This window comes from Advenella sp. EE-W14 (assembly GCF_012923605.1).
Taxonomy (GTDB): Bacteria; Pseudomonadota; Gammaproteobacteria; order Burkholderiales; family Burkholderiaceae_B; genus Advenella; species Advenella alkanexedens.
This window is the reverse complement of the sequence record NZ_JAAVNG010000017.1, coordinates 22,672-45,355: the sequence shown is the minus strand read 5'-3', so window position 1 is coordinate 45,355 and position 22,684 is coordinate 22,672. Positions and strand designations below refer to the sequence as shown.

Genomic DNA, 22,684 nt, shown 5'->3' with positions numbered 1-22,684 from the left:
TGGCTTCTGATATGACAACATCGCGCAAAACTTTGAGTACAGATATTCTCAATCGGATTAAGGAAATGCTCTGGACGGGTCTATTAATGCCCGGTGAGCATTTATCTTTGAGAACGACGGCAGAAAGTCTGGGCGTCAGTGTTATGCCTGTCAGGCAGGCGATTGCCCAATTGGTGGCCGATTATGCGCTGGAAGTGGCACCCAACAAATCGGTCAGGGTTCCTTTGCTGAGTCAGGAGGTTTTTGCCGAAATTACTAAAATCCGTTTACAGTTGGAAGGGATGGCGGTAGAGGCGGCGGCACAACATGCGGATGAAAACCTGATTCGGAAAATTACGCGAATTAATGACCAGCTGGCCAAGGAGATGGCGTCATCGGGCCAGAATAAATCGGCCTTGGTCCTGTTGAATCAGAAATTTCATTTCGTGATTTATGAAGCCGCGCAGATGCCGGTACTGCTGAAATTGATAGAAAGCCTGTGGTTACGGATAGGGCCAGTGCTAAATTACGACTTGCGCCAGGGTTCACAAAGGACCACTGATAAAATAGCCGTGATCCATCACGAGAATCTGATCAAGGCCTTGAGGGCACACGATGGCAAAGCTGCCATAGCAGCCTTGCATGGAGATATTTTGAGCAGCTTTGAGTATATTTCCAAAGAAAAACCATCACTTTTTCAACCAGAACAAATCAATATCAACGTCTAGAAGAGTTTTTCGGTATGACCATCCACAGCCAGGGCTTGTCCTGAAATATGCATACTCAGGTCACTGGCCAGAAACAGGGCCTGATGGGCGATATCCTGTGCGGTCACCATACAGTGCATGGAAGATTGTCCTTTATACAGGTTCTCAATTTCTTCATGGGGCTTGTTCAGCATGCGGGCTTTCTCACTGATGACATGTTGAATTCGTGGGCCATCAACGGCACCCGGACAAATGGCATTGACCCGAATATTTTCCGGGCCCAGCTCAATGGCGAGGGATCGTGTCAAGCCGATAACGGCCCATTTAGAGGCGGAATAGGGAGAGCGGCCGGCAAAGCCGAGCCTGCCAGCGGCAGAAGAGAGATTGATAATAGCGGCATTTTTTTCCTTGCGTAGCAGGGGAAGGGCATACTTGATGCAGAGGAACTGCCCGGTAAGATTGATATTAAGGGTGTTATCCCATTCTTCACGGGTGATCTGCTCAACGGGTTTGGTAGGCCCGGCAATACCTGCGTTATTGACCAGGATGTCCAGGCCGCCGAGTGTTTTTTCGGCAGCCGCCATCATGTTTCTGATGTCTTCTTCTTTGGAAATATCAGACTGACTGCTGTAAATGTCGGGATGGTTTTGTTGTAAACGGCTTAAGGCTTCTGGATCGATATCCGTCACATAAACATTGGCGCCTCTTTGCTTGAAAGTCGTTGCAATCGCAAGACCAATGCCATTGGCGCCTGCCGTGACCAGTACTTTTTTTCCGTTCAGCTTCATTCATGTCTCCGAATTATATTTATTTTGATAACACATCTGTGATCACAGATATGTTATCAAAATAAATGCGGGTGTGCCAATTGATTTTTGCCAGCCCCTGCGCGATGTGAGAAAATAGGCCAACGGATTCTTAAGGAAGATGAAGTGGTGGATATTCAAAATAAACGGCTTAGCCTGATTGGCGTACCGACCGATGTGGGTGCCGGCCATCGTGGTTCCAGCATGGGCCCGGAAGCCTTGCGGGTGGCGGGCATTACCCAGTCCCTTGAGAAACTGGGACTTGAGGTGCGCGATTGTGGCAATATTCACGGTCCGGCCAATCCCTGGCAGTCACCCGTCAATGGTTACCGCCATCTTGAGCAGGTTGTAGCCTGGAACCGGCTGGCCCATGATGCCATTTACGCCCAACTGCAGGAAGGCCGTTTGCCGGTCATGCTGGGGGGCGATCATTGCCTGGGTGTGGGCTCCATCAGTGCCGTGGCCCGCTATTGCCGGGAACAGCAAAAGCGGCTGCGGGTATTGTGGCTGGATGCCCATACCGATTTCAACACTGCCGAGCTGTCGCCCACGGGCAATATCCACGGTATGCCGGTGGCTTGCCTGTTCGGTTATGGCCCCGAGGCGCTCGTCAATATGTCGGGCACCAGGCCTGCGCTTAATGCGGACATGATCCGCCAGATTGGCATCCGCAGTGTTGATGCCGGTGAAAAGCATTTCATCCATGAAGCGGGCATAGAGGTTTTCGATATGCGTCATATCGATGAAACCGGCATGCGTCAGACTATGCAAGAGGCCTTGTATGGCCTGGACCAGGATACGCATTTACATGTCAGTTTTGATGTGGACTTTCTTGACCCGGATATCGCACCGGGTGTGGGAACAACGGTAAGGGGTGGACCCAATTACCGTGAGGCCCAGTTATGCATGGAAATGATTGCCGATACAGGAATGATGGCCTCTTTGGATATTGTTGAACTGAATCCGGCCCTGGATGTGCGCAATTTAACGGCGGAAATTGCGTTGGATATGGTGGAAAGCCTGTTTGGGCAAAGTACACTGGTACGTCGTAACGTTAAATAAGAGATTTTTGCTGTGCAATTGGAAAAAGACAAATCGGTGCTTGAACGGTTTTTGCATGCTTTCTGTTTTGAGGTGCTGGCCATTGGCATTAGCGCACCTTTGGCAGCTTGGCTTTCAGGCGAGTCCATGGTTGACATGGGGGTGGTTACCGTTGTGATTGCGGTAATGGCCCTGTTGTGGAATATGGTTTACAACATCTTCTTTGATCGCCTTTTGAAGAAATTTGGCTGGGTAAAGAACACCTTCATGCGCTGCATGCATGCGGCCGGATTCGAGTTTGGCCTGCTGGTGATGGCCATACCCTTTATTGCCTGGTGGCTGGATATGGGTCTTGTTGAAGCGCTTATTCTGGATGTTGGGCTGGTGATGTTTTACCTGCCTTATACCTATGTGTATAACCTGATTTATGACCGCTTGCGTGCCCGTTACTGGGGGCGTTTGGCGGCGGCCTGAAAATGAAAATCTATACCTCTGCACAAATGCGTGAACGGGAGCAGGCAGCCGTGGATGCCGGTACCAGTTTTGAGCAATTAATGGAAAATGCCGGAACCGCGGCGGCCAGTGATATTTTGCAGCGCTTTCCGCTACCTGGGCGTTGTCTTGTGGTGTGTGGCAAGGGTAATAACGGGGGCGATGGCCTGGTCATTGCCCGTTGCCTGCACGAGCAGGGCTGGCAGGTGGATATCGTGTTCCTGCTTGGGGAGCAATTATCTGAATTGGCTGAGCTGAATCGCCAGCGCTTGCCGCAATCCGAGCGTTTGCAAATCATGGCCCTGCAGCAGGTTTCGCAGCAAAAATCTTATGATTTATTGCTTGATGGCGTTTTCGGAACCGGCTTTTCAGGGGCTTTGCCCGATAAAGTGGGGCAATGCATGAAGGCACTGAACCAAATGTCAGGTACCCGGATTGCCCTGGACATGCCCACGGGCCTGAATTGTGATACCGGGCAGGCTGCTGAAAACACCTTTATGGCCGATATTACCTATACCTTTGCCGCTTACAAACCCGCGCACTTACAGGCGCAGGCCCAGACCTATTGCGGTCAAATTGTTTGCCTGGATATCGGGATTGATTAAAAACAAGGAGTGTTGCCTGGTGTGATGCTCCCTAATTCCTGCTTATTCATTATTGGCTATTCGGGAAGTATCTTAACTGTGTTGTCCAGCCAGGCCGGTTTGCTGTCCAGTACCCGTTGGTAAACGGGGCAATCAGCATCATGGGCACCGGGCAAATAACCGGTACTCATCAGGAACTCATTCACAATTTCTCCACCAGTAAACTTGAAGGTTTTTTTAAACAGGCGGGTCCATTCTTCTTTTGATAAAGGGTGATAATGATTCAGCCACGCCTGGAACGAACCGAATTCTTTCTGCAGTGCCAGCACGGTGCGGGCATTTTCAATGGCAGCATTGATTTTTAAACGGTTGCGAATAATGCCGGCATCATTGAGCAGGCGTTGCCGGTCTGTTTCCTGATAGGCCGCTATTTTTTCTATGCTGAAACCGTCGTAGGCTTGCCGGAAATTGTCCTGCTTCACCAAAATGGTATTCCAGCTAAGTCCTGCCTGGTTGATTTCCAGAATCAGCCTGCCAAACAGCTCATTGTCATCGTCCAGCGGGAAGCCGTACTGGGTGTCATGGTAAGCGCGGTGAACCGAGGGTTGATGTACGGGTAAACCGGCAACATATTCGCAATAGCTCATGGGGCTCCTGAAGGTGGATTGGACAGGTTGGCAACAGGGACGGTTGTCAGGCAGGATTCTGCTATGATGAGCGCTTGTTTTCTCCCTGTCCCCGTGCGGATTTTTTATTGTAAGTCATCCACAATGAATATGAATACCCAGCCTGCTTCAAAATCTTTTGGTAAGCCAGAACTTGCGTTGATGTTGGTGACTGTGTTCTGGGGGGCCACGTTCCTTATCGTACAGCTGGCGGTGACGGTAAGTGAGCCTTTCTTTTTTGTGGGTTTGCGTTTTGGCTGTGCCACCCTGGCTATTGCCGCCTGCAGCCTGGGGGCGCTCAAGGGGCTGACGCGACAGGAATTGTGGGCTGGCCTGTTAATCGGGATTTGTATTTTCCTGGGTTACAGTTCGCAAACCGTTGGCCTGCAAACCATACCCAGCAGCAAGTCCGCTTTTATCACGGCTTTATATGTGCCGCTGGTGCCCTTGCTGCAATGGGTTTTTCTTAAAAGAAAACCGTCTGTCATGAATTGGGCAGGGGTTCTGCTTGCCTTTATCGGGTTGGCCCTGCTGGCCGGGCCGGAGGGAACCCGTGGCGGGGTAGGCTGGGGGGAAATGATTACCGCTTTTGGAGCGCTTGCCATTGCGGTGGAAATTATCCTGATCAGCCGTTTTGCCGGCAAAATCAATCTGTTCAGGGTGACGGTGGTTCAGCTGGCGGTGACCTCGCTGGTTTCCTTTGGCGTATCTGCCGGGGTGGGTGAAGCGGTACCCGATTTTTCCTGGTTGCTGTTTTCATGTGTCCTATTACTGGGCGTGGCCAGTGCGGTAATCCAGGTCACCATGAACTGGGCGCAAAAGCATGTGTCGGCCACCCGGGCCACCCTGATTTATGCCGGAGAGCCGGTTTGGGCCGGCATTATTGGTCGTCTTTACGGTGAGCGCCTGCCGGCACTGGCACTAGTGGGGGCGGTGTTGATTGTACTGGCGGTTATTATTAGTGAAATCAGGTTGAAATGGCTGGGCAAGGAAAAAGAGCAGCTTAAACGGGAGCCTTAAAATTCATCTTGTTACGCTTTTCTGTCGTAGTCGTTGGCAGTATTCCGTCGATGTCATACCCGTCGCGTTCGGAAAGCGGTTCTGGAACAGTTCGGCATAAACCCAATGCGTTGTGACCCTTCGCTTGTCCAGTAAACCTGTTTCTCCTAACAAAAAAGCACCAGCGCAGACCGAAGCCCAGCATGACCTCGTTCGCGTGATGGTGCTTGAGCCAGTCGGTCCAAAAAGCAGCGGCTTCCATACTGATTGGTTCGCTCAAGGTAGGCGGCAATTTGCGAGGCACCCGCCAGTCTCAGGGCGAAACCTGCGGACACCAGCTCCTCCTCAAGTTCCTTGATAGCTCGCGACAGCGGCGATTGCTCCATGCGCAAATGCTCGACAGCGCGGGCGAAGTGAAGTTCTTCAGCCACGGGCAGAAAACAACGCAGATGCCGCAGTTCCATGTGTCAGGTGGCCGCTATTGGTATACAGGATGACGACGGCACAAGTTCACCACTTGTTTCTGCACTGTTCCACGAACCGTCGTCATCGCACTGCTACCCGCTTCCAGCGCATCCAGCACGTCGCACAGCCAACCCGCCAGTTGCTCGCACTCAGCCACGCCGAAGCCGCGTGTAGTCACGGCAGGCGTACCGATGCGCAGCCCCGACGTGACGAATGGCGAGCGTGGATCGTTGGGTACCGAGTTCTTGTTCGCGGTTATATAAGCTTCGCTCAGCGCGGCGTCCGCATCCTTACCTGTGTACGGCTTCGCAGACAAGTCGATGAGCATCAGGTGATTGTCCGTACCACCTGAGACAATCTTGTAGCCGCGCTGCTGAAGCACTGCGGCCATTGCACGGGCATTGGCTACCACCTGCTGCTGGTAGGTCTTGAACTCAGGACGCAACGCTTCCTTGAAGGCTACTGCTTTAGCGGCAATGACGTGCATCAGCGGGCCGCCCTGGATGCCGGGGAATACGGCGGAATTGAGCTTTTTATAGAAATCTTCATCCTGTCCCTTAGCCAGAATAATGCCGCCGCGCGGGCCGCGCAGGGTTTTGTGCGTAGTGCTGGTCACTACATGGGCGTGTGGCAATGGGTCTGGGTATTCGCCTGCCGCTACTAGGCCAGCGACATGCGCCATGTCCACCCAGAAGATGGCCCCCACTTTGTCGGCAACGGCACGCATGCGCTCCCAATCCTTGTAGCGGGAATAGGCCGAAAAGCCACCGATCAGCATCTTCGGTCGGGTTTCCAGCGCAATGCGTTCCATTTCATCGTAGTCGATCAGGCCCGTCTCAGAGTCGAGTCCATAAGGCACAATCTTGTAGTGTTTGCCGGAGAAGTTGGACGGATTGCCATGGGTCAGGTGCCCACCTTGTGCCAGGTTCATGCCCATCACTGTATCGCCGGGATTGGTCAGCGCCAGGAATACCGCTGCATTGGCCTGGGCACCAGCATGGGGCTGGACGTTAGCGTAATCGCAGTTGAATAGTGTCTTGACCCGTTCAATGGCCAAGCGCTCGGCCACATCCACATGCTCGCAACCGCTGTAGTAGCGCTTGCCTGGATAGCCCTCGGCGTACTTGTTGGTGAATACAGAATTCTGGATGGCCATCACCAGCGGGCTGGCGTAGTTCTCGGAAGCGATCAGTTCGACGTGATCTTCCTGGCGGCATTCTTCGTGCTGGACGGCTTCCGCCAGTTCGGGGTCGAAATCGGTTAGGGTCAGTGAGGTGTCATACATAGATTGGTCCTTTGCTCTGGAATTTAGGTTGTGGGATGTTCGGGTGTGAAGGCGTGATCCGGCTTGGGTGCGTCCAGATCCAGTTGATGGCGTACGTCGCGGATCAAGTCGCTGGCCGCCGCCAGCGCCGCGGCAGCTGGTTTGTCGGCTAGGCTCTCGATGAGCCAGGAGCCAATCACGACGGCATCGGTCACCTGGGCGACATCCCTTGCCATGCAGGCATCGCGGATGCCGAACCCAATACCAACGGGAATACGCACATGGCGGCGGATGCGTGCCAGCGTGTCGCGTACCTGGGTCATATCAAGTGTTGTGGCACCGGTGATGCCCTTGATCGAGACGCAATAGACGTAGCCGCTGGCGTGGTCGGTGACTTGTTGAATACGCCGTTCGGTGGAGGTCGGTGCCAACAAGAAAATCAGGTCGATACCGTGGTGGCGTAGTTGCGCCGCCAGATTGCCGGAGACTTCGGGCGGGTAACCAAGCACCAGAACGCCATCTACACCCGCACTGGCTGCGTCCTCGGCGAAGGCACCCGACTGGCGCAACAGGTCGTAACGCTCAATGGGGTTGGCATAACCCATCAACACCACTGGCGTGTCCGTGTCCGACTTACGAAATCCTCGCACCTGATCAAGCACCTGCGGCAAGCCGATGCCTTGGCGCAGGGCGTGCTCGCTGGCGGCCTGGATGGTCGGACCATCGGCCGACGGATCGGAAAATGGCACGCCCAGCTCGATGATGTCAGCGCCAGCTTCGACCATAACGTGCATCAGCGCCGGAGTGATGTCCACACCTGGGTAGCCAGCAGTGATATAAGGGATCAGCGCCTTGCGGCCCTGTCGTTGCAGATGCAGGAACGTTGTATTAAGTCGGCTCATAGCTGATCCCCCATGACATCCGTCTGAGCCATCACAGTCTCCATGTCCTTGTCTCCTCGGCCAGACAGGTTGACCAGAATGGCCTGTTCCCTGGGTAACGTAGCCGCAAGCTTGATCGCGTAGGCGACGGCGTGACAGGCCTCAAGTACGGGGATAATGCCCTCCACGCGGCTGAGATGATGGAAAGCATGCAGCGCCTCGTCGTCGGTGGCACCGACGTATTCGGCGCGGCCAGTTTCATGCAGCCAAGCGTGCTCAGGCCCGACACCGGGATAGTCCAGCCCGGCGCTGATGCTGTGAGTTTCCTGTATTTGACCCTTATCATCTTGGAGGATGAGCGAACGGTTGCCGTGCAATACTCCAGGGCTGCCGCGTTGGATTGACGCTGCATGCTGGCCGGTATCCAGCCCCAGCCCAGCCGCCTCGACGCCGATTAGGCGTACCGCCTCGTGTTCGATGTACGGATGGAAAATGCCGATGGCGTTACTGCCGCCACCGACGCAAGCGATGACGGCATCAGGGTGCTGTTTTGTTATACCCAAACGTTTGAACAACACGGGTATCTGAACTAGGCATTCCTTGTCGATTACGGTCTGGAAGTTCCGCACCATTGTCGGGTACGGGTGCATACCGGCTACCGAGCCAATCAGATAGAAGGTGTGATCGACGTTCGTGATCCAATCGCGGATCGCGTCGTTCATGGCGTCCTTCAGTGTGCGCGAGCCGGAAGTAACCGGCATCACCGTCGCACCCAGCAGCGCCATACGCTGGACATTGGGATGCTGCCGCTGAATGTCCTCACTGCCCATATAAATCACGCATTCCAGGCCGTAGCGGGCGCAGATCGTCGCGGTGGCAACGCCATGCTGGCCGGCACCGGTCTCGGCGATGATGCGCCGCTTGCTCATACGTCTGGCCAGCATCGCCTGGCCGATTACGTTATTGATCTTGTGAGCACCGGTGTGGTTAAGGTCTTCACGCTTGAGGAAGATGTGTGCGCCACCCGTTTTCTCGCTGAGACGCCGGGCGTAGTACACCGGAGAGGGACGGCCAACGTAATCAGCCAGCTCTTCCTTGAACTCGGCAATGAAAGCAGGATCGTCGTGATAGCGCTGGTAGGCAGCTTGCAGTTCCTCAACAGCCCGCGATAGTGTTTCGCTGATGAAGCTTCCGCCAAAGCGACCAAAGAAGCCTTCAGCGTCAGGCTGATTGTATTTGGTTTTCTGCGTCATATCACCGGTTCCGTCTGTGCTGCCGTCTCAGCCGTTACTGCATTGTTTGCCACGCTCGGCGATAGCAAGTGAGCGATACGCGCCACGATGTCGTCGATCTGCATCTCATCGCAAACCAGCGGATTGCCGCCGAAGGTCGAGCCATGCTGTCCGGGAGAGAACAAGTCAGCCGCCGTACCACGCGCCATACGAGCACCAATGGGAAAACCATTGCCCAAGGCCTTCGCCAGGGTCATCACGTCCGGTGTGATACCCGCGTGCTGGTGTCCGAACCAAGCGCCGGTGCGACCCATTCCGGCCTGAATTTCGTCGAGCATTAGCAGCCAGCCATGTTGGTCGCAAAGCATACGAAGTTCGCGCAGGTAGTCGGTGTTCGCAACCCGAACTCCACCTTCACCCTGTACCGGCTCGATCAGTACGGCCACAATGTCGGACTCCTCGGCTGCCACCTGGCGCACCGCCTCAAAGCCTTGTTGCTTACTGGGATTTCCGCTGGCGGAAAGCGTCGCGATGGTGCGGCCATGAAAACTATTCTCCATTACTAGAATTTTCGGCTCCGCTACCTGATTGCGGTGACCGTGAAGTCTCGCCAGCTTAAGGGCGGTTTCGTTGGCCTCTGCGCCCGAATTGCAGAAAAAAGCTTCTTCGGTCATAGCAGTCCCCCTGGTGTTTCACCCGGCCAGTAGTGGTTGTCTGGCAAGGCGCGGGCACCGAAGATGGCCTGTCCGATGCGCACCACGGTGGAACCTTCCTCAATAGCGATCTCGAAATCGCCAGACATGCCCATTGATAACTCATTCAGGTCGATGTCGGTGGGCGCACTCTGCCGCAGCCGATCACGTAAGGTGCGCAGCAGCACGAAACACTGGCGCACCCGCTCGGCCTCGCCGGAGAACAGCGCAAGCGTCATCAGACCGCGCACACGCAACGCCGAGAACGCAGGCAGCGCCTGGATGAAACCCTGCACTTCCTCGGGAGCCAAACCGTATTTGCTAGCTTCACCGGAAGTGTTGACCTGCACGAACACATCTAGCGAGCGTCCTTCGACTTGCAGTCGGCGATCCAGTGCCTCGGCCACGCGTAGGCTGTCCAGTGCCTGGAATTCGGAGGCGAAGCGCGCCACCAGCTTGGCCTTGTTGGTTTGCAGGTGGCCAATGACCGACCAGTGCAAGTCGGTCAAGTCTTGCATGGCCTCCCACTTGCGATAGGCTTCCTGTACCTTGTTTTCGCCCAGCATTCGGCAGCCAGCCACATGAGCCATACGCAGACTGGTTTCGGGCTTGGTTTTGCTGACGGGCAACAAGCGCACCGCTGCCGGATCACGGCCAACACGACGGCAAGCCGTCTCGATACGCGCTTGCACTCCCGACAGGTTTCGCCGGAAGTCTTCAACAGTAACGGCTTCTGGATACCGACCGTGTTGGTCGTGATGAGTCTGCGTGTGGGAAGGTACTGGCATTAGTTCACCTCTTTATGGGCAGGTGTTGAAGTCATGACTGACTTTGGTTCTCGTTGTGGCAACTGGCCATTAAGCATCGCATAAGCGACCAAGCCGATCACCAAGCCCCAGAACGCGCCACCAATACCCAGCAGGGTGATGTTGGCGGCGGCTGCAAGGAATGTAATCAGCGACGCTTCGCGAGCCTTGGCATCAGCCATGGCGCTGGCAAGGCTACTGCCGATGGTGCCCAGCAAGGCCAAGCCCGCCAGCGTAGTAATAAAGGTTGCTGGGAAAGCCATAAATACAGCAGCCAGCGTCACCCCGAACACACCGACCAGGATGTAGAACACGCCAGCAGCAATACCGGCGATCCAACGCTTGTCCGGGTTTTCGTGCGCTTCCCGACCGGTACAGATAGCAGCCGTGATGGCGGCGATATTGAAGGCGTGTGAACCAAAAGGTGCCATCAGCAGGGAGCCGAGGCCGGTGACCGTCACGATAGGGTTCGCGCTGCTTCTGAATCCGTCGTTGCGCAGCACCAGCATGCCTGGCATGTATTGCCCGGTCAGGGTGATTAGGAACAGTGGTAACGCCACGCTCAGCAAAGCGTTTAGCGAAAACTCAGGCATGGTAAAAACAGGTGAGGCCAGCTTTAAGGTCAGCCCCGATAGATCGACGCGATCCTGAATAAGCAGGAACGCCAGTCCCAACACCAGAATACCCACCACCGCATAGCGTGCGGTGAAACGCTTAAGCACTACATAGGCGACGATTAAGAGTCCCGCGAGCAATGGGTCTATGCTCATGCCGCTGAAAGCCCCGATACCGAACTGGAGCAAGATGCCTGCCAGCAGCCCAGCCGCCACGCCAGGGGGAATCAGGCGGATAACGCGCTCGAACCAGCTCGACAGCCCGAGCATCACAAAGGCTGCGGCTGAGATCAGGTAGGCACCGACTGCCTCTGCGTAAGGCGTAGTCGCCAGTGCTGTGACGAGAAAGGCCGCCGCTGGTGTGGACCAGGCCGTGATGATCGGTTCGCGGGAAATCCAGCTCAAAATGATCCCTGTCAAGCCCACGCCGATGGAAATTGACCACACCCATGACGCCGTCAGTTCTGGGCTGAGACCAGCCACCTTAGCGGCCTGGAATATCAAGATAAACGTACCGCCGTAGTTGACGATGACCGATATCAGACCGGCTACAACGGGATGGGTAAGATCACTCCAACGAACGGATGAAGATGAGGGGACGGATGGCATAGTCTGACAGTGGTTCCTAAAAAAATTTAACGGATAGAGTTGATAAACGCATTTATAGCCTTAAAATGGATGGATGTTCCCTACCATTTTTTTGAAGTGATACAGACCAATTGTTCAAACATGCCCAACTAGAGTCCGTCAAAGCCTGGATCAGCGATCCTATGCAGAGCGCTTTACCGCTGTATGCGCGCATACAGCGTGGCATCCGACAACTGATCCTTGATGGCACGCTTGGCGTCGGTAAGCCGTTGCCCGCCTCGCGTGTTCTGGCGAAATCGCTGGACGTTTCCCGCGATACGGTCGAGTCGGCCTATAGCCAGTTGCATGCGGAAGGCTTCATTGAGCGGCGTGTTGGCAGCGGCAGCTTTGTATCGGAGCGGGCAAAACGTCTCCCAAGGCGTAGTGCGATGCGGCGTACGGGAACGCGCAATGAAACGCTGGCCCTCAGCCAACGCGGTGGCACTATGTTCCAGGGGGGCGGCCTCCGCGACTTTCTGGCTCCACGTCCATTCGCTCCAGGCGTACCGGAGACGCGCAACTTTCCCCTCCAGATTTGGGAACGTCTGGAGCGGCAGGTGTTTAAGGAATATGGGACTCAGGTTTTGACACACAGCGATCCGCAAGGGCTCGAACCATTGCGGCGCGCCATTGCGGATTACGTCAGTCTTGAACGCGGGGCGCATGCCACACCCGAGCGGGTACTGGTGCTGACCAGTTCGCAACAAGCTATGACGTTATGCGCCAACGTGCTGCTCGATCCTGGCGACAGAATTTTTATTGAAGACCCGGTATATCAAGGAGCGCGCAAAGCGTTCGACGCTGCTGGTCTGGAGTGCGTGCCCGTGCCACTCGATGCTAATGGGATGCAGGTGGAGCATCTGAATCATGCGGCGAAGACCTTCAGTGATTCAGTCAAGGCAGTGTTCCTGACGCCGTCGCACCAGTTCCCAACGGGGGCAACATTGGCGCTGGATCGGCGTCTGGCTGTCATTGAATGGGCTCGGCAATATCAGAGCTGGATCATCGAAGACGACTACGATAGCGAGTTTCATTACGCAGGCAAACCCACCGCCTGCGTGCAGGGATTAGATTCGCATGAGCGGACGATCTACATCGGCACCTTCACCAAATCACTCTTCCCCGGCCTACGCATTGGCTACATGGTGCTACCGTCGCCGCTGGTAGCACCCATGATCGTAGCCCGCACTCTGCTGGACGGACACAGCGCGCCTATTCCGCAGCTTACACTGGCGCGTTTCATTGAAGGCGGCCACTTCGGTGCGCATGTGCGCATCATGCGTGCTGTTTATGCCGAACGGCGCGACGTGCTGGCGCGGCTGGTGCGCCAGCATCTGGCCGAATTCGTGGAACCACGAGTGCCCGCCGGAGGTATGCAGATGCCCTGCGTGTTCATCCGGGACATCCCCGAAAACGAGGCAGTGGATTCTGCGCGTCGGGCTGGAATCGACTTATTGGGGCTGACGTCGCTCCATGCGTCGAGTCGGCATAAGTCTGGCTTTCTCATGGGGTTCGCCGCCTACGCTCCCCATGAAATGGAAATCGCCGTCAAGAAGCTGGCGAACGTTCTGCGCGCACTGTGTCGCTGATCGCTATGAATTATGGCTAACGGGGATCATGCATGAAGCCGTCGTCCAACGGGTTGCTGGCCCAAGTATCCACTGCTCATCTGGTCAGCCATCTGTATATCATGGCGGTGCCCGCCCCGTTGCCGTTGCTGCCCAGTACGATGCAGGTCGGCTTTGTCGAATTGGGTATTGCCATTGGCTTGTTCAACATCGTGTCGGCCTTATCCAGAGAGGCAAACAATTTGACTATTTGGTCGTCTGTGATAAGGTGGGTCGAGCCTTTTTCTGGGTACTTGGGCACATGGCGACAAGGGTTTGAATCGTCAGGGCGGTATCCCCATAATTCTGCCAGGTTGAACATTTTTCGCAGGCAGGACAGGATGCGATTCGCCTGTAGAGGGGATCTCTTCATGCGTTTCATCAATGCGGTAATATCGTGGCGTGTAACTTCATGCGCCTTCTTGATACCGAAGGCCGGTACGATGAAGGTGTCGATTTGATATTGATATGATTTCTGCGTGCTGGGTTTGTTATGTACTTTGGAGTGGTCTTCCATGAACTGCGAGCAGAGTTTCTTGACAGTGGGGGTGCTTTGTGGGCTTCAGCTTGATCTTTGCCGTTGGAGCTCCAGAAAGCCCCAATTCCAGGAGTCAGCTAGGAGCCAGACGAAAGAGAACCGGGGTAGTTTGCGTAGTGCACCAGCATATGATTCAAGATGTAGAGCCCAAGGAAAACCTGCCACAGCTGGCTGTATCCAAGTTGGGAGGGTGACCGGAGCAGAATATATCTTCTGGCTTAAATACAGCTGGCTGTTATGCTGGCGGTGTTTCAAACTTGTTTTGTATGAGTTCTCTGAACATTTCGGGCTGGCCGTAGTAGCGGGTATGATCCAGTTTTTCCAGCTTATCGCCTTTTTGCAGTACGAATGCCGGAAAACCGTTGGCACCGGCATGATGCATAAGCCTTAAGGTGTCATCAATATGGCTTTGGACTGGGCCGGACAGCACTTCTTCATAACTCATGGCAAATTCATGGCGGTCCAGCCCGATGGCTTCGGCAATATCGGCCAGTACGTCCGCCTGGACAATATGTTTCCCGTCACGGTAATGCGCATGCTGAATGGCCTTGAGCATGAAAGGCGCATGGTTTTTCTGCAATTTTTCCGCGGCCAGGATGGCGGCAATGGGGGGGCAGGGAATCAAAAATGGTTTGCGGGTTATCCAGCAGCCCCTTAAGGTAGGCATCACCAAAAATTTGCCCCGTCATTTGGCTGATACGGGCATCGGATTGCCGGATCATGTCGCGCTTGCCAGCAGGAATGTGCATGCGCTGAAACAGGCCACCGGCATGCAACTCAAGTTCATACAGGCCACTGCCTGATGCAATGGCGGTTTCCAGCAGGCTTTCTGCCGCATAACACCAGCCGCACAGCGGGTCGTAAATATAATGAAGTTTGGTTTGCATGGATCTCTCCTGGGCATCTGCCTGTGTGACTGTTTATGGTAGTGTATCACTGGGTTTGCAGCGCTGTTCGCCCGGGCTTTAACGTTGGGCAAGATGCGTACAAGATGCAATCTAAAGGAAATAAAACCATAATTCCAGTACAGTCATAGTCTTATTGAAAAATATGCATTTTTGCATAGAAAAACCTGAAGATGTAAGCCATGACGCAGCCAGAACTTTTACCAGAAACACACCCTTTGCCTGCCTTTGCACCCGAAAACGCCCGTTTGTTAATGCTGGGCAGTTTTCCGCCGGGCCGGCATCGCTGGAAGATGGATTTTTACTATCCTAATTTGAATAATGATATGTGGCGTATCATGGGTTTATGCTTTTTCAACGAACGCGATTATTTCCTGACGCCCCAAAAAAACGGTTATGAAGAAGACAAAATTCGCCAGTTTCTGCAGGAAAAGGGGATTGCCATCAGTGATACCGCGAAGCAGGTAATACGCCTGAAAGAAAATGCTTCAGATAAACATCTGCAAATTGTGCAAACCATGGATATCGCGGCCTTGCTGGAACGCTTGCCGCACTGCCATGCCATTGTGACCACGGGGCAGAAAGCGAGCGATACCTTGCTTTCCATTCTGCCCGGTATTCCTGCCGCGCCTGCCGTTGGCGGGTTTGTTGAGTTTTTGTGGCAGACACGGAAAATGCGTTTTTACCGAATGCCGTCCTCATCGCGGGCCTATCCTAAACCCTTGGCGGAAAAGGCCGGGGTGTATTTGGGGATGTTCAATGAAATTGGCTTGTAACGCGTATAATTATAAGCATCTGCCTGAAATAATTAAGGAATCTGAAATGACAATTCGCATTGAACGGGACAGCATGGGTGAACTTGAAGTGCCAGAAGAGGCGCTTTATGGGGCACAAACGCAACGGGCCATTAACAATTTCCCGGTGAGCGGGCAACGTTTGCCGAAAGCGTTTATTGCTGCCTTGCTAACCGCCAAGGCGGCCGCGGCCAAGGCTAACGCTAAATTGGGCCATATACCCGAGCCAATGGGAAAGGCGATTGTGACGGCAGCCAATGAACTGCTGGCCAGTGACAATTTCATGGTGCATTTTCCCATTGATGTCTACCAGACCGGTTCAGGCACCAGCACCAATATGAATGCTAACGAGGTATTGGCAACGCTGGCAACACAAATCTATGAAAGCAAAGTCAGCCCCAACGATCATATCAATTTCGGGCAAAGCAGTAATGACATCATCCCCAGTAGCATTCATATCAGTGCGGCCATAGAGCTGGATAAAAAACTATTGCCTTCGCTTGCCCACTTGGCCAAGACCATTCGTGAGAAAGCCGCAACGGTAGACCAGTATGTAAAAACCGGCCGTACCCATTTAATGGATGCCATGCCGGTGCGCCTGAGCCAAAGCCTGACAGGCTGGGCGGTGCAAATTGAACAGAATATCAGCCAGTTGAAAGCCACCCGGCCATTGCTGCGCAGTCTGGCACAGGGTGGTACGGCAGTGGGTACAGGTATTAATGCCGATCCGGCTTTTGCCGCCGAGTTTGCCCGTCAATTAAGTGAAATAACCGGACTTACCTTTACACCGGCAGAAAGCTTTTTTACCCATATCGGTTCACAGGATATTGCCGTTTCACTGTCAGGGCAGTTAAAAACAACTGCGGTATCCATCATGAAAATTGCCAATGACCTGCGCTGGATGAACTCCGGGCCACTGGCCGGTTTGGGTGAGATCGAGCTGGAAGCCTTGCAGCCGGGTTCTTCCATCATGCCGGGCAAGGTGAATCCGGTAATTCCTGAAGCGGCAGCCATGGTGGCGGCCCAGGTGATTGGTAATGACGCAGCCATTACCATTGGCGGTCAGGCTGGCAATTTTGAATTGAACGTGATGCTGCCCATGATTGCCAACAATCTGCTCAACAGCATTGAAATTCTGGCCAATATTACCGTCTTGCTGGCAGATAAAAGCATTAAAACGTTCAAGGTGAATGAGGCCCGTCTGGAAGAAGCCCTGGCCCGTAACCCGATTCTGGTAACGGCGCTGAACCCGGTTATTGGCTATTTGAAAGCGGCTGAAATTGCCAAACAGGCTTATAAGGAAGGTCGCCCGATTGTGGATGTGGCGGCAGAGCAAACCGATATCCCGCGGGATGAGCTGCTACGCCTGCTTGACCCGATGACATTGACACAGGGTGGTTTGTAATTAATATGGAACAACTGGAGTTCTTTGAAATTCCCAGCCCTTGCATTGGTGTGTGTGAAGCCAATGCAAGGGGGTACTGTAAAGGCTGTTTTCGCAGCCGTGAAGAGCGTTTTAACTGGCAGACCTATTCCGACCCGCAAAAACGTGAGGTGATCCGTTTGTGCCAGATGCGCAAACAGCGAGCCGTGCTGGCGCTGCTGGAGGCCAGAAAGAAAACGGAGCCCAGCGGGAATTAATTGTGGTATAAGTGGTGGCCCTTTAGCTGGAAAATAGTAGCAACAGATGAAAAAAAGTTTGATTGTATTCGCGCTTGTATTGAATACATTGGCAGGGCAGGCACAGGCCTCACAACTGAAAGGCAAGGTGGTTAGTATTGCCGATGGCGATACCCTTACCATTCTGCAAAATGATAAAACCCAAAAACGCATCCGCCTGGGTGAGATTGATGCGCCGGAAAGTAAACAGGCTTTCGGGCAGCGCTCAAAAGAATCTTTAATCCAGATATGCGGTGGCCAGAATGCCGTGGTACAGGTGCAGGATATCGACCGTTATGGCCGTGTCGTGGGCCGGGTGAACTGTAATGGCGTGGATGCCAATGTTGAGCAGCTGCGCCGTGGTATGGCCTGGGTGTATGACAGTTATGCCAAGGATAAAAGCCTGTATGACGTGCAAAGCCAGGCCAAAAAGGCGCGCAAGGGCTTGTGGTCCGATGCCAATCCGGTTGCGCCATGGCTTTGGCGCAAGGGGCAGACAACCGCGCGGGCTGCCAGCCAGACAGGCCCTAAAGTGGGAAACGGTGACGTGCGGGGTAACAAAAACTCCAAGGTTTACCATTTATCCAACTGCCCGGGCTATACCGCGATGAGCCCTAAAAATGTGCAGCCTTTTAAAACCGAAAAAGAAGCCCGGGCAGCCGGTTTTCGCAAGGCGGGTAATTGCCCTAAATAACTATGCCTTCTGTGCTTGTTAATGCCCGTGGACCGTCTTCCAGGCTGTGTATTCGGAAGGTCGTAAACCGTAGCGCGCCAGCACGCCCTCATGCATCCTGCGGAGCTCTTCGACCGCCAGTGCCTGGACACTTGCCTGTTCATCTTCAGGCACATGTTTTGCCACGGCTTGGTGAATGCAGGAGAGTGGTTCAAGTTCTGGATGTGTGATGACTTCGCGGATGGTCTGCTTGATTAAATCACGCCAGGCCAAACGAAGAGGGTCGGGTTCCGCCAGGTCTTGTTTGATCGCCAGATATTCCTGTGTAGAGCGTTCGTAGGCCCAAACGTAAAGGTCACGCAGCAGTTCCACGCGGGTCATTTCGTATACGCCGAGGGTGGCCCGGCTGTACGCTTGCTCAGGCACATCCAGAAAAGTCAGCGGACAAAGGTTTGCGTGAAACAGCGGCAAATTCGCGGCTAACCGTGAGGTGCGTTTGTTGATGTCGGCAAAGGGTTGCAGGTAGGGTAAATGCACCATCATGAAAAAGGATTGCTCAAACGGGTCTTTAATCTGATTGGCTTTGCCCAGAAGCTCTTCCAGCATATCTTCGATCTGTTGTGGTATCGATAGCGGACGATAAACGCTTTTGCCGATATCGACAGCATGTTGGCGAATTCGTCCTTCATTAGCAGGATTGGGCAGCAAGTTTTCTGCCAAAGCACTGTGCAAATTCATTAACGTGTAGTGGTTGAGCCTTGCGCTGTCGATGTTGTCCACGAGAAGTTCAATCGCCGTCTTATGATTCAGGATCATTTGCGTCTCAATGGCAGCCTTGCCCCGTGCGGCCTTGCCATGTTCAATGAGTTCGCGTGTGTCAAGTCGGGAGTAAGTATTGCCTTCCAGATGGCTTGAGGCCCATGACAAGTCGATCAGTAATCTATTGAGAATGGCGCGGCTGTAGGTGCCCGCTGGTTTGTCAGCGTCAGTGGTTCTGCCCATTTTTTGTAATTGGCGACGTAGCGGCTCAGACAAATACCAGGTTTCATTCGGGCGGTAAGCGTCCAGAAAATCCCGCTGATATCCTACCGGTTTGCGTGCTTCCTCAGGCTGATCAATATAGGCAAGGATGTCCTGGCTGTCGGCAGACAGGGGAATAAAAGGCGGGAAGCGATCTGTTTTAGTGATTAGTACACTGTTGTCAGCCTGGGTATCAGCATAGAAATAGCGACGGGCCCGACTTTTACCTGTTGCAGTGATTTGGCCGCTATCGATCAGCTTTGCGATCAAACGCTGTGCTGTTCGCCTGGCAATATCAGGGTGTATGGTCAGCAGTTCGGCCAGCGACAATCCGTTCGGGGATACCCGGATGCTGTTCAGTAAATCTGTTGTGGATGACATAGTGTTGTGGCGCCATTCTGGATTTATATGGCGCAATTATGGCGCAATTTATTAAATTGCGCCAGATTTAAACAGGAAAATGGCGCAGTTTGTGATGATCTGCGCCATTTTAGGGTGGAAGATGAGGTTTCTAATGCTGCAGTGATCAAGTAATTTAAGACACTGCAAGAGGTTTTTTACGGTAGTATGTAAAACTGGGAAAGAAGCCAGGACAGCCGGTTTTCGCAAGGCGGGTAATTGCCCTGAATAATTTAAGTTTAATATATTAAATAAAAATAATTATTTAATTACAGTAAAACATAAGCTAATACCAAAATATCTAAATGACTTTCTTGTATTTTGTCTGCCAGTAAACCTTATTTATAGTTGTAAACATATCTTAATAAATATGGGTTTTTATCATGGCAGCTTCTTTACAAACCATTCACGACCTGACCAATTTTACAACCGAACAATCATTCAAGATAAATTCATTGCCTGTCCTGGGGGCTGAAATTGTAAATATTGATCTTGGCAGGGTATTGAATGAAAATGATTTTTTACGGATAAAACAGGCTTTGTTGTCGCATCATGTATTGGTTTTCCGTGACCAGGACATTACGCCAGAGCAGCATATTGAATTCAGCCGTTTGTTTGGTCCTTTGCAAATTCATGTTCTGAAGCAGTTCCAGTTGCCAGGATATCCTGAAGTCTTAACTATTTCAAATATAAAAGAAAATGATAAGCCGATTGGTCTGGGTGATGCCGGGGCGTTCTGGCACTCGGATTTATCGTACAAGGAAATTCCCAGCCTGGGCTCATTGTTGTATGCGCGTCAATTACCGGCTGAAGGGGGCGATACGCACTTTGCCGATATGCATCTGGCCTGGCAAACCTTGCCGACACACCTGAAAAATGCGATTGAAGGCAAACAGGCTGAGCACACTTATATCAAGAAATATGCCGAGTTGCAGGCCCGCTCGCCATGGCGGCCCAATCTTACGCAAGCACAGCTTGAAGAAGTTAAACCAGTCGTGCATCCGGTGGTGACCCGTCATCCTGAGACAGGTTTGAATACGCTTTTTGTGAATGAAAACTTCACCTCACGCATTATTGGTCTGCCACAGGATGAAAGTGATGACTTGCTGGCGCAGTTGTTTGCGCATAGCGTCAAGCCCGAGAATGTTTATATCCATCAATGGCAGGATAACGATCTGGTGTTCTGGGATAACCGTTCCGTGATTCACCTGGCGGCAGGTACACCTGACCATTTACCACGAAAACTGTACCGCACCACGGTTGAAGGGACCCGGCCAGTAGCCGCCTGAATGAAGAAATAATAATTCAATATTAAAATTTAAGGATGGGAATATGTTTTTGAAAAATTCAAAAAAACGGTTGTTGGCTTCAATCCTGACGCTGTTCAGCATCACGTCTTTTGCCCCGGCTCATGCCGAAGGCCAGATCCGTATTGCCGAACAGCATGGCATTATTTATTTGTTGTTGCATGTGGCACAAGACCAGAAGCTGATTGAAAAGCATGGCAAGGAACAGGGTCTGGAAATCAGGCCGGAATGGGTCAAGCTGTCCGGTGGCGCTGCCATCAATGATGCCTTGCTGTCGAATTCGATTGATATTGCCGGTGCCGGTGTTGCCCCTTTGCTAACCATTTGGGATAAAACCAAAGGCAAACACAATGTACGTGGTGTGGCTTCTTTGGGGAATTATCCCTATAAGCTGATTAGCACCAATCCCAATGTGAAAACGATTGCCGATTTCACGGAAAAAGACCGTATTGCCTTGCCCAATGCCGGTGTCTCGGTGCAGTCACGCATTTTGCAGCTGGCTTCTGCCAAGCTGTGGGGCGAAGAAAACTATAAAAAGCTGGACAGGCTGTCGGTCACTGTTCCGCATCCCGAGGCAACAGCTGCCATTCTGAAAGAGGGTACGGAAATCAACGCACACTTTGCGACCCCACCTTTCCAGGACCAGGAGCTGGCCGGTAACCCCAATGCCCATGTGGTGCTGGAGGCGTATGATGTACTGGGTGGGCCTTCCACTGCAACCGTTTTGTATGCCACAGAAAAGTACCGTGCGGAAAACCCCAAAACCTATCAGGTTTTTATTGCCGCGCTGGATGAAGCCGCCCAATATATTAAAAACAATCCTGAAGGTGCGGCAGACGCTTATCTGAGAGTCAATAAGAGCAATATAGACCGTGATCAATTGCTCGCAATTATCAAGAGTCCTGACATTGAGGTCAAATTGACACCACAAAATACGTTTACCCTGGCTGATTTCATGCATCGTGTCGGTGCCATCAAGAACAAGCCCGCCTCGGCCAAGGATTATTTCTTTGACGATGCACACAACGCGTCGGGGAGCTGAGCATAATGAGTCACGGTCTTAGCCTGGCCTTTCAGGCACGAACGGATTTTGTGGATAACGGCTTATTGGCAGCAGTGGCTGACGGTGTTGAGGTGAGCCCGAAACTACCATCATGGCCTACGGTGGAACCCCTGCTGGCTGTCAAGAATGTTCATCTGGAATATGCAACCGACAAAAGCATTGTGCGCGCCACCCATGATGTGAGTTTCAATGTGTATGGCGCTGACCGCTTTATTTTGCTGGGTCCTTCAGGTTGTGGAAAATCCAGTTTGCTGAAATCGGTCGCGGGGTTTTTACCGCCCCGTTCCGGCTCGATTGAACTGGACGGCCAGGTGGTTCGCAAGGCAGGTCCTGACCGGGTCGTGGTGTTTCAGGAGTTTGACCAGCTGGCACCATGGAAGACCGTCAAGCAAAATGTCATGTTTGCCCTGCAGGCTTCCCGTACCCTGGGGAAAAAAGAAGCGTCTGAGCGGGCTGAGCATTATTTGCACAAAGTGGGGCTAAGCCGCTTTTTCAATGCTTATCCGCATACCTTGTCGGGCGGCATGAAGCAGCGTGTGTCCATTGCCCGCGCGATGGCCATGGAGCCCAAAATCCTGCTGATGGACGAGCCTTTTGCCGCACTGGATGCCCTGACCCGTCGCAAAATGCAAGAGGAGTTGCTGGCCTTGTGGGAAGACACCAAATTTACCCTGATGTTTGTGACGCATTCAATTGAGGAGGCCTTGGTATTGGGTAACCGTATCCTGTTGCTGTCACCGCATCCAGGCAGGGTCAAGGCGGAAATCAACAGCCATCAGTTTTCCCTGGATAGTGCGGGCAGTCGTGAGTTCCAGGCAACTGCCCAGCGCATCCATCATTTATTATTCAACGAACAGGCATAGTT

Annotated in this window: 24 protein-coding genes and 2 pseudogenes; 13 read left to right on the top strand and 13 right to left on the bottom strand. The window is 53.1% G+C overall.

The annotated features are described in order from the left end of the window. Positions 1-32: 32 nt before the first annotated feature. A complete protein-coding gene (locus HCX92_RS14335; RefSeq protein ID WP_248290078.1) occupies positions 33-707 on the top strand; it encodes a GntR family transcriptional regulator in 675 nt (224 codons plus the stop codon). Here HCX92_RS14335 and HCX92_RS14330 read toward each other — a convergent pair. Next, positions 704-1,474: an SDR family oxidoreductase gene (locus HCX92_RS14330; RefSeq protein ID WP_169295645.1), complete on the bottom strand. Its 771-nt coding sequence runs from the start codon at positions 1,472-1,474 to the stop codon at positions 704-706. The two genes, HCX92_RS14335 and HCX92_RS14330, sit on opposite strands and share 4 nt — an antisense overlap. A gap of 144 nt (positions 1,475-1,618) precedes the next feature. Here HCX92_RS14330 and rocF point away from each other — a divergent pair, with 144 nt between their 5' ends. The 3 genes from rocF to HCX92_RS14315 are packed head-to-tail and all read left to right on the top strand — an operon-like array spanning position 1,619 to position 3,630. Beyond that, positions 1,619-2,554 (top strand): arginase, encoded by a 936-nt coding sequence (rocF, locus tag HCX92_RS14325; RefSeq protein ID WP_287812187.1) that lies wholly within the window; start codon positions 1,619-1,621, stop codon positions 2,552-2,554. 12 nt (positions 2,555-2,566) lie between these two features. Then, positions 2,567-3,007, top strand: coding sequence for a multidrug/biocide efflux PACE transporter (locus HCX92_RS14320; RefSeq protein ID WP_302891426.1), 441 nt, complete (start codon positions 2,567-2,569; stop codon positions 3,005-3,007). 2 nt (positions 3,008-3,009) lie between these two features. Next, positions 3,010-3,630 (top strand): NAD(P)H-hydrate epimerase, encoded by a 621-nt coding sequence (locus HCX92_RS14315; RefSeq protein ID WP_169295644.1) that lies wholly within the window; start codon positions 3,010-3,012, stop codon positions 3,628-3,630. Positions 3,631-3,686: 56 nt separating this feature from the next. Here HCX92_RS14315 and HCX92_RS14310 read toward each other — a convergent pair whose 3' ends face one another. After that, positions 3,687-4,256, bottom strand: coding sequence for a DNA-3-methyladenine glycosylase I (locus tag HCX92_RS14310; protein WP_169295643.1), 570 nt, complete (start codon positions 4,254-4,256; stop codon positions 3,687-3,689). Positions 4,257-4,379: 123 nt separating this feature from the next. Between HCX92_RS14310 and HCX92_RS14305 the strand changes: the two genes are divergently transcribed. Then, on the top strand, positions 4,380-5,294 hold the full coding sequence (locus HCX92_RS14305) for a DMT family transporter (RefSeq protein WP_371808430.1): 915 nt from the start codon (positions 4,380-4,382) through the stop codon (positions 5,292-5,294). A gap of 304 nt (positions 5,295-5,598) precedes the next feature. Here HCX92_RS14305 and HCX92_RS14810 read toward each other — a convergent pair. The 7 genes and pseudogenes from HCX92_RS14810 to HCX92_RS14270 form a co-directional block, all read right to left on the bottom strand. Further along, positions 5,599-5,737 (bottom strand): annotated as a pseudogene (locus tag HCX92_RS14810) (LysR family transcriptional regulator); the annotation flags it as partial. 14 nt (positions 5,738-5,751) lie between these two features. Beyond that, positions 5,752-7,023 (bottom strand): serine hydroxymethyltransferase, encoded by a 1,272-nt coding sequence (gene glyA / locus HCX92_RS14295; RefSeq protein WP_169295641.1) that lies wholly within the window; start codon positions 7,021-7,023, stop codon positions 5,752-5,754. A 23-nt stretch (positions 7,024-7,046) separates the two neighbouring features. Next, entirely contained in the window at positions 7,047-7,904 is an 858-nt protein-coding gene (gene trpA / locus HCX92_RS14290; RefSeq protein ID WP_169295640.1) for a tryptophan synthase subunit alpha, read from the bottom strand. Then, positions 7,901-9,136, bottom strand: a complete 1,236-nt coding sequence (gene trpB, locus HCX92_RS14285) for a tryptophan synthase subunit beta (protein WP_169295639.1) — start codon at positions 9,134-9,136, stop codon at positions 7,901-7,903. Before trpB ends, trpA begins: the two co-directional genes overlap by 4 nt. A 65-nt stretch (positions 9,137-9,201) precedes the next feature. Then, positions 9,202-9,783 (bottom strand): annotated as a pseudogene (locus tag HCX92_RS14280) (aminotransferase class III-fold pyridoxal phosphate-dependent enzyme); the annotation flags it as partial. Between the two features lie 2 nt (positions 9,784-9,785). Then, on the bottom strand, positions 9,786-10,595 hold the full coding sequence (locus HCX92_RS14275) for a YggS family pyridoxal phosphate-dependent enzyme (RefSeq protein WP_169295638.1): 810 nt from the start codon (positions 10,593-10,595) through the stop codon (positions 9,786-9,788). Next, positions 10,595-11,836, bottom strand: a complete 1,242-nt coding sequence (locus HCX92_RS14270) for a benzoate/H(+) symporter BenE family transporter (RefSeq protein ID WP_169295637.1) — start codon at positions 11,834-11,836, stop codon at positions 10,595-10,597. Before HCX92_RS14270 ends, HCX92_RS14275 begins: the two co-directional genes overlap by 1 nt. 110 nt (positions 11,837-11,946) lie before the next feature. On the opposite strand from HCX92_RS14270, the gene HCX92_RS14265 reads away from it, so the two are divergent. Next, positions 11,947-13,443, top strand: a complete 1,497-nt coding sequence (locus HCX92_RS14265; protein WP_169295636.1) for a PLP-dependent aminotransferase family protein — start codon at positions 11,947-11,949, stop codon at positions 13,441-13,443. A 76-nt stretch (positions 13,444-13,519) separates the two neighbouring features. Here the strand turns inward: HCX92_RS14265 and HCX92_RS14260 are convergent, their stop codons facing one another. The 3 genes from HCX92_RS14260 to HCX92_RS14250 form a co-directional block, all read right to left on the bottom strand. Continuing rightward, positions 13,520-13,978, bottom strand: a complete 459-nt coding sequence (locus tag HCX92_RS14260) for a hypothetical protein (protein WP_248290077.1) — start codon at positions 13,976-13,978, stop codon at positions 13,520-13,522. 256 nt (positions 13,979-14,234) lie between these two features. Next, a complete protein-coding gene (locus HCX92_RS14255) occupies positions 14,235-14,555 on the bottom strand; it encodes a DsbA family protein (RefSeq protein ID WP_248290076.1) in 321 nt (106 codons plus the stop codon). Continuing rightward, a complete protein-coding gene (locus HCX92_RS14250) occupies positions 14,521-14,886 on the bottom strand; it encodes a hypothetical protein (protein ID WP_169295634.1) in 366 nt (121 codons plus the stop codon). Before HCX92_RS14250 ends, HCX92_RS14255 begins: the two co-directional genes overlap by 35 nt. A 200-nt stretch (positions 14,887-15,086) precedes the next feature. On the opposite strand from HCX92_RS14250, the gene HCX92_RS14245 reads away from it, so the two are divergent. Genes HCX92_RS14245 through HCX92_RS14230 form a run of 4 tightly spaced genes read left to right on the top strand, consistent with a single transcriptional unit; the run spans position 15,087 to position 18,051 of the window. Further along, a complete protein-coding gene (locus HCX92_RS14245) occupies positions 15,087-15,680 on the top strand; it encodes a uracil-DNA glycosylase family protein (protein WP_169295633.1) in 594 nt (197 codons plus the stop codon). 46 nt (positions 15,681-15,726) lie between these two features. Beyond that, the gene (locus tag HCX92_RS14240; protein ID WP_169295632.1) at positions 15,727-17,103 is read left to right on the top strand and encodes a lyase family protein; all 1,377 of its coding nucleotides are present in this window, start codon (positions 15,727-15,729) and stop codon (positions 17,101-17,103) included. 5 nt (positions 17,104-17,108) lie between these two features. Then, on the top strand, positions 17,109-17,339 hold the full coding sequence (locus HCX92_RS14235) for a DUF1289 domain-containing protein (RefSeq protein ID WP_169295631.1): 231 nt from the start codon (positions 17,109-17,111) through the stop codon (positions 17,337-17,339). A gap of 46 nt (positions 17,340-17,385) precedes the next feature. Next, on the top strand, positions 17,386-18,051 hold the full coding sequence (locus HCX92_RS14230) for a thermonuclease family protein (protein WP_169295630.1): 666 nt from the start codon (positions 17,386-17,388) through the stop codon (positions 18,049-18,051). A gap of 18 nt (positions 18,052-18,069) precedes the next feature. On the opposite strand, the gene HCX92_RS14225 is transcribed toward HCX92_RS14230, so the two are convergent. Next, the gene (locus HCX92_RS14225; protein ID WP_169295629.1) at positions 18,070-19,431 is read right to left on the bottom strand and encodes a Fic family protein; all 1,362 of its coding nucleotides are present in this window, start codon (positions 19,429-19,431) and stop codon (positions 18,070-18,072) included. A 401-nt stretch (positions 19,432-19,832) separates the two neighbouring features. Between HCX92_RS14225 and HCX92_RS14220 the strand changes: the two genes are divergently transcribed. Genes HCX92_RS14220 through HCX92_RS14210 form a run of 3 tightly spaced genes read left to right on the top strand, consistent with a single transcriptional unit; the run spans position 19,833 to position 22,682 of the window. Next, positions 19,833-20,738, top strand: a complete 906-nt coding sequence (locus HCX92_RS14220) for a TauD/TfdA family dioxygenase (protein WP_169295628.1) — start codon at positions 19,833-19,835, stop codon at positions 20,736-20,738. Between the two features lie 43 nt (positions 20,739-20,781). Then, positions 20,782-21,798 (top strand): ABC transporter substrate-binding protein, encoded by a 1,017-nt coding sequence (locus HCX92_RS14215; RefSeq protein WP_169295627.1) that lies wholly within the window; start codon positions 20,782-20,784, stop codon positions 21,796-21,798. A gap of 5 nt (positions 21,799-21,803) precedes the next feature. Then, complete coding sequence (locus HCX92_RS14210; protein WP_169295626.1) at positions 21,804-22,682, top strand: ABC transporter ATP-binding protein; 879 nt, start codon at positions 21,804-21,806, stop codon at positions 22,680-22,682. The last annotated feature ends 2 nt before the right edge of the window (positions 22,683-22,684 follow it).

What these genes read in the sequence shown, in the direction of transcription:
- HCX92_RS14330 (WP_169295645.1), bottom strand. Translation starts at nt 1,474, where the DNA reads ATGAAGCTGAACGGAAAAAAAGTACTGGTCACGGCAGGCGCCAATGGC.
- HCX92_RS14315 (WP_169295644.1), top strand. Translation starts at nt 3,010, where the DNA reads ATGAAAATCTATACCTCTGCACAAATGCGTGAACGGGAGCAGGCAGCC.
- HCX92_RS14310 (WP_169295643.1), bottom strand. Translation starts at nt 4,256, where the DNA reads ATGAGCTATTGCGAATATGTTGCCGGTTTACCCGTACATCAACCCTCG.
- HCX92_RS14305 (WP_371808430.1), top strand. Translation starts at nt 4,380, where the DNA reads ATGAATATGAATACCCAGCCTGCTTCAAAATCTTTTGGTAAGCCAGAA.
- glyA (WP_169295641.1), bottom strand. Translation starts at nt 7,023, where the DNA reads ATGTATGACACCTCACTGACCCTAACCGATTTCGACCCCGAACTGGCG.
- trpA (WP_169295640.1), bottom strand. Translation starts at nt 7,904, where the DNA reads ATGAGCCGACTTAATACAACGTTCCTGCATCTGCAACGACAGGGCCGC.
- trpB (WP_169295639.1), bottom strand. Translation starts at nt 9,136, where the DNA reads ATGACGCAGAAAACCAAATACAATCAGCCTGACGCTGAAGGCTTCTTT.
- HCX92_RS14275 (WP_169295638.1), bottom strand. Translation starts at nt 10,595, where the DNA reads ATGCCAGTACCTTCCCACACGCAGACTCATCACGACCAACACGGTCGG.
- HCX92_RS14270 (WP_169295637.1), bottom strand. Translation starts at nt 11,836, where the DNA reads ATGCCATCCGTCCCCTCATCTTCATCCGTTCGTTGGAGTGATCTTACC.
- HCX92_RS14260 (WP_248290077.1), bottom strand. Translation starts at nt 13,978, where the DNA reads ATGGAAGACCACTCCAAAGTACATAACAAACCCAGCACGCAGAAATCA.
- HCX92_RS14255 (WP_248290076.1), bottom strand. Translation starts at nt 14,555, where the DNA reads ATGCTCAAGGCCATTCAGCATGCGCATTACCGTGACGGGAAACATATT.
- HCX92_RS14250 (WP_169295634.1), bottom strand. Translation starts at nt 14,886, where the DNA reads ATGCAAACCAAACTTCATTATATTTACGACCCGCTGTGCGGCTGGTGT.
- HCX92_RS14245 (WP_169295633.1), top strand. Translation starts at nt 15,087, where the DNA reads ATGACGCAGCCAGAACTTTTACCAGAAACACACCCTTTGCCTGCCTTT.
- HCX92_RS14240 (WP_169295632.1), top strand. Translation starts at nt 15,727, where the DNA reads ATGACAATTCGCATTGAACGGGACAGCATGGGTGAACTTGAAGTGCCA.
- HCX92_RS14235 (WP_169295631.1), top strand. Translation starts at nt 17,109, where the DNA reads ATGGAACAACTGGAGTTCTTTGAAATTCCCAGCCCTTGCATTGGTGTG.
- HCX92_RS14230 (WP_169295630.1), top strand. Translation starts at nt 17,386, where the DNA reads ATGAAAAAAAGTTTGATTGTATTCGCGCTTGTATTGAATACATTGGCA.
- HCX92_RS14225 (WP_169295629.1), bottom strand. Translation starts at nt 19,431, where the DNA reads ATGTCATCCACAACAGATTTACTGAACAGCATCCGGGTATCCCCGAAC.
- HCX92_RS14220 (WP_169295628.1), top strand. Translation starts at nt 19,833, where the DNA reads ATGGCAGCTTCTTTACAAACCATTCACGACCTGACCAATTTTACAACC.
- HCX92_RS14215 (WP_169295627.1), top strand. Translation starts at nt 20,782, where the DNA reads ATGTTTTTGAAAAATTCAAAAAAACGGTTGTTGGCTTCAATCCTGACG.
- HCX92_RS14210 (WP_169295626.1), top strand. Translation starts at nt 21,804, where the DNA reads ATGAGTCACGGTCTTAGCCTGGCCTTTCAGGCACGAACGGATTTTGTG.